The sequence below is a fragment of the Microcoleus sp. PH2017_09_SFU_O_A genome (assembly GCF_020738625.1).
Lineage (GTDB): Bacteria > Cyanobacteriota > Cyanobacteriia > Cyanobacteriales > Microcoleaceae > Microcoleus.
This window is the reverse complement of sequence record NZ_JAEQCF010000166.1, coordinates 1-5,179: the sequence shown is the minus strand read 5'-3', so window position 1 is coordinate 5,179 and position 5,179 is coordinate 1. Positions and strand designations below refer to the sequence as shown.

Annotated in this window: 3 protein-coding genes; all 3 read right to left on the bottom strand. The window is 42.7% G+C overall.

The features are described 5' to 3' along the window. Positions 1-88: 88 nt before the first annotated feature. Positions 89-3,688 (bottom strand): filamentous hemagglutinin N-terminal domain-containing protein, encoded by a 3,600-nt coding sequence (locus JGK16_RS32215; protein ID WP_293193937.1) that lies wholly within the window; start codon positions 3,686-3,688, stop codon positions 89-91. A gap of 453 nt (positions 3,689-4,141) precedes the next feature. Further along, positions 4,142-4,621, bottom strand: a complete 480-nt coding sequence (locus tag JGK16_RS32210; protein ID WP_293203589.1) for a transposase — start codon at positions 4,619-4,621, stop codon at positions 4,142-4,144. 364 nt (positions 4,622-4,985) lie between these two features. Further along, a partial coding sequence (locus tag JGK16_RS32205) for a hypothetical protein (RefSeq protein WP_293193933.1) occupies positions 4,986-5,179 on the bottom strand: 194 nt, incomplete at its 5' end.

Below are 5,179 nucleotides of genomic sequence, written 5' to 3'. Positions count from 1 at the left end.
AAATTTGGAGATGTTCCAATTCCCAATCAAAATCCCAGAAATCATTTTCGGCTCCAATCTCGCATTTTTTCTCGTCTCATACCCTGATTCAGCAACGCCTAAAAGGCGTGATTCCCGCGCCTCCGTGGCGGATAATTATCGTACCGCCGCTAGCATCTCCTAGACTTCCAGCCGTAGAGATGCTAGCATTGATGCCGTTTCTATCTATAAACGAATTGGGCGATCGAAAAAAATTTTCAGTCAAAATCCCAACATTTCCGCCCGTACCCGTGCCCCGACTCTCAGCATTAATTTGACTGACAACAATATTGCCAGCACTGCTGCGGTTAATCGCCCTGACATCGCCCGCATTTCCCCCAGCAGAAGAGTCAATTTTTCCAGCATTAATATTGCCGTTAGCGTCGAGCAAAATATTGCCTGCATTACCATCTGCCGAAGAATTGATATCACCAGCAGTGATATTAGTGCCAGCATTCAGATCGATATTGCCACCATTGTTAGGGGAAGTCGAGTTAAGATTCTCAGTTTTAATTTCTCCCTTCTCGCTGTACAAATAAATTCCTGCTGTCCCTTGGAGATTTTTTGTAGTAATTTCTCCCTTCTCGCTGTACAAATAAATTCCGGCGTCCGAGATAATATTTTGAGTGGTAATATTATTAGTTGTAGCAATGTCGATCGCGGCGGTAGATTTGGGAATATCATCTTGAATATTGATACTGTTGAGACGAGTCACATTGCCGATCGCACCGCCAAACTGAACAACTCCATCCTTGGGTTGAACCGTGAGATTGTGTGAACCATCAACAGTAGAACCAAAAGTAATGTCGCCAGTCTCCATAATTCTGACAGAGAGGTCGTTAGACAGTGTTACCGGAGCAGCAAACGTAATATTATTGCGGTTAGTTTCGATAGTTCCGCCCACAGTAATACTATTTGCCTTGACATCGATATTGCCGCCAGTGACAGTAGTGCTGGGAGCAAAAGTGCGGGAATTAATACTAGATGTCGCCACAGTTCCCTTAGCATCTATCGCAATATTTCCACCTTTGCCACTTCCCGCAGCAGTAATCAGCGAGCCAGCAGTTGTGTCAATATTACCGCCGCTTTGAATGCGAAGATTGCCGCTATTTGCATTGAATCCGCTTAATAATAAAGCTCCGATTCCGGCGGTAGTGATATTGCTACTAGCTTCGAGGGAAATATTGCCACCGCTGTTACCGCCGATCGCATTTATGATGCCGCCAGTCGTATTAATGAACCCGCCGCTTTTCAGGGAAATCGCAGCGCCCTCTTGAACGCCAATTGCTTGGATAGCGCTGGTGGTAATATTTCCTTTAGCATTTAAAGTAACTGTCCCACCTTTGTTAGTTGTCAGGTTTTTATCGGAACCATCATAACTTGTAATTAACTTACCTGTAGTGATATCGCCATTCGTATTTGTGACACCAATACTTCCACCCTGTAATTTACCGGAAACTAACAAATCTCCTACATTAATATTACCGCTGACAGTAGATAAGGTAACGTTACTGCCATTGCCCTTAGCAGAAAGACCTGTAATTGTTGTTCCTGCGGTTGATGTTTTGATGCCCGTGGTAGCTTGAAGCGCGATTTTGCCAGCAGCTAGATCGCCCGTGGTGTCGATCGCGCCCGTATTGATGAGACCGCCGCTCGTAAGTGCGATCGGGCCGCCGTTTTGATTCGCCATGACGCTGAGATTGCCAGTCGTAATATCGCGATCTGCATTTAAGGTAATTGAGCCGCCATTTTCCGGGTTAAAAATTGTATCATTTCCTGAATCCTGAGAACTGGTTGCATTTAATTTTCCTGTAGTAATGCTACCATTCGTGGTGGTAAAATTAACACTACCACCTTGCAATTTACCGTAGTTTAATACATCACCAGTTCTAATATTTCCACTGGTAGAGATAGTAATATTACCACCCTTGCCGTTGTCTGAAGAATTATTGATATCGCCAAACTCAATCTTGCCATTTGCGCTAGTAATAGTAATATTTGCACCATCAGATTTTGAATTTTGATAACTGAATGCTGATATCCTGCCCACAGTAATGTCACCCCTTGCCTGTAAATTTAAAGTACCAGGATTGCTGAGAGAAGCACTCGTGTCAGTACCTATGTTTATTGGATCTCTTAGGGAAATAATAGAACCCTGTTCGCTAATGATGCTAACGTTACCGCCATTGCCAGTAGGTGTTAATCCAGCAACGCCCCCCGCAAAACTCTCTATACAAACAGAGGCGTTAGGACAGTTGATAGAGATATCGCCTTTTGCTTTGAAGGTAATGTCACCCGCTCCACTCGGTGAGAAAGCTCCTATATATCCTGTAACAGTCAAGGTGCCACCTGCATTAACACTAATATCAGCGCCCTTGCCATTAACAGAACTGACTATACCACGAAGTTCTCCTGTTGAAATATCTCCTCCAGCAGTCAAAGATATAGAACTAGCATCACCATTAAAATTACTTACATCAATTCTTTCAGTTTTAATATTCCCTGCGGCTTGCAAAATTACAGGCCCAGTTTTACCAGATAATGAAAAGAACTTAGTATCGGGAAATGTCTGAATTTGGGCTACTCGAATATTGCCGCCCGATCGCAAAATTAGCGATCGCGAACTCCCCAATATAAATTCATCACCTGTAGTAGCACTAGCCAAAGTTGCATCTGGACTTGTGATGTTAATATCTCCAGTAAAAATAATATTTCCCGTACCCGAAGTTGTATCTACCTTGAGAGATGCACCCGTATATGCCCCAGAAACCACATCCCCATTCTTTACCTGTAAACCCGAACCCGTTAATACAACTTGTCCTTGAGAATTAACTGTCACTCCGGTTGCACTTCCCTCACCACCCATCAACAACTGCGGCAAAGATGCAACTGGCAACACCCAATTTTGAGGCGAACTTCCGGCTAAAGATTGCGGTTGTATCTCCAAACTCAATAAGTTTCCCGGCTGACTAATTCTGACTAAATTTTGACCGGGTACAGCCGCAATAGTAATATTGCCTCCCGGTGCAGAAAGTTGTCCCGTACTCAAAATAGTGCCACCCAACAAACTTAAACTCTGTCCTTGTTTCACAGCCAAAGTGCCTAAATTGATAATTCCTCCAGGCTGTTGATTTGTAAAAGCAAAAGTATTCGGATTTCCCACTAATTTAGTATAATCATTAGTACCAACTGCACTAAACCAGTTATTGCCGAAACCAATTCCTGTAGCAGTAGTCGCGGTGAAAGAACCGGGAACATTTAAGCTGGAATTTGCACCGAAAACAATCCCCGCCGGATTCATTAAAAATAAGTTGGCATTGCCGCCCGTAACTTGAATTAAGCCGTTAATTATGGAAGCATCGCCGCCGACAACTCGCCCTAAAATATTGCGGATGTTGGAATTTGAGATAAAGTTAGCAGTTTGTCCTTGAGTTAAACCAAATTGTTGGAAACTGTGAAATAGATTTGTACCGTCGCTGGATTGTTGGCCGCCTTGGATGTTAAATTGGTTGCCACTGGGGGTGATTTGAGTATTCGTGCCGTCAGTGTCGGGGGTGATTTGGGCTGTGGCTATTTGGGATGGGGTGAAAAGTCCTGTTTCCCAAGTTGCTAAGGTGCTGAAGGAGAGGAATGTTAGGAAAAATAGATTGTTTTTGTCCGCTGATTTCATGGTTTTTGTTAGTAGATGATATGATGATAACCGAAATATATGATACCCAACGACAATTATAAAAACCCGCCCCCACCCAGCCCAAAAATTAAGAATACATTGAATTTAACCATGTGGCGGGGAGGTTTTTGGGGGTTATTGGTTGGGTTGGGGCGGGTTTTTGAGATAGTTTGTGAGTGACAAATTCGGTGGCGAACCCGCCCCTACGAATTTGGGCATAAAATACGATAAAGAATATTTTATCACCATCCTGTAGGGGCGGGTTCACCGAATTATATGACACCCAACGACAATTATAAAAACCCGCCCCCACCCACCCAGAAATTAAGAATACATTGAATTCAACCATGTAGCGGGGAGGTTTTTGGGGCTTATTGGTTGGGTTGGGCGGGTTTTTGAGATTGTTTGTGAGTGACAACTTCGCTGGCGAACCCGCCCTTACGAATTCTGTTTTTAAGATCGTAAATTCATCAATAATACATTTTTACTGTCTAATTTAATATTGATTCTCTTGGAATTGCAAAACTTTTTAGATGGGTACATTTCATCGGTTTCCCACTTATACGGATTGTTGATAATATATTCCTGAATTTTGGCAAACGTTGTCTCATCGCGAATAATATGTTCGTAATAACCCCTTTGCCATACCTGGATTCCTGAAACACGGCGTAGTTGATTGATACGACTGGAAGAAAATGTTTTAAAACCTCTCACAATTTCCGATAACCCATGACGTTTATCCTGATTTTCTATGATGATGATTCCATGAAAATGATTCGGCATAATGACAAAAGAATCTAATTCTATATGAGGATATACTGTCTTGAGATTAAACCAATTAAAGTTGACTACTTCACCGTAACGGCTTAATAGCATATTTTGTTCTTCAATGTCACCTAATATACACTGACGTTGCCAAATACAAATTGTCACAAAATATGCACCAGGTTGGCTGTAATCATATCCGGGGAGACGAATAGAACGACGATGGGGGCGGGTTCACCGAAATATATGACACCCAACGACAATTATAAAAACCCGCCCCCACCCAGCCCAAAAATTAAGAATACATTGAATTTAACCATGTGGTGGGGAGGTTTTTGGGGGTTATTGGTTTGGTGGGGGCGGGTTTTTGAGATTGTTTGTTGGTGACACAATTAATGGCGAACCCGCCCCTACGAATTTGGGCATAAAATACGATAAAGAATATTTTATCATCATCCTGTAGGGGCGGGTTCACCGAAATATATGACACCCAACGACAATTATAAAAACCCGCCCCCACCCAGCCCAAAAATTAACAATACATTGAATTTAACCATGTGGCGGGGAGATTTTTGGGGGTTATTGGTTGGGTTGGGGCGGGTTTTTGAGATTGTTTGTTGGTGACAAAATTAATGGCGAACCCGCCCCTACGAATTTGGGCATAAAATACGATAAAGAATATTTTATCATCATCCTGTAGGGGCGAGTTCACCGAAATATATGACA

Coding starts and splice junctions, on each gene's coding strand:
- JGK16_RS32215 (WP_293193937.1), bottom strand. CDS start 3,688: ATGAAATCAGCGGACAAAAACAATCTATTTTTCCTAACATTCCTCTCC.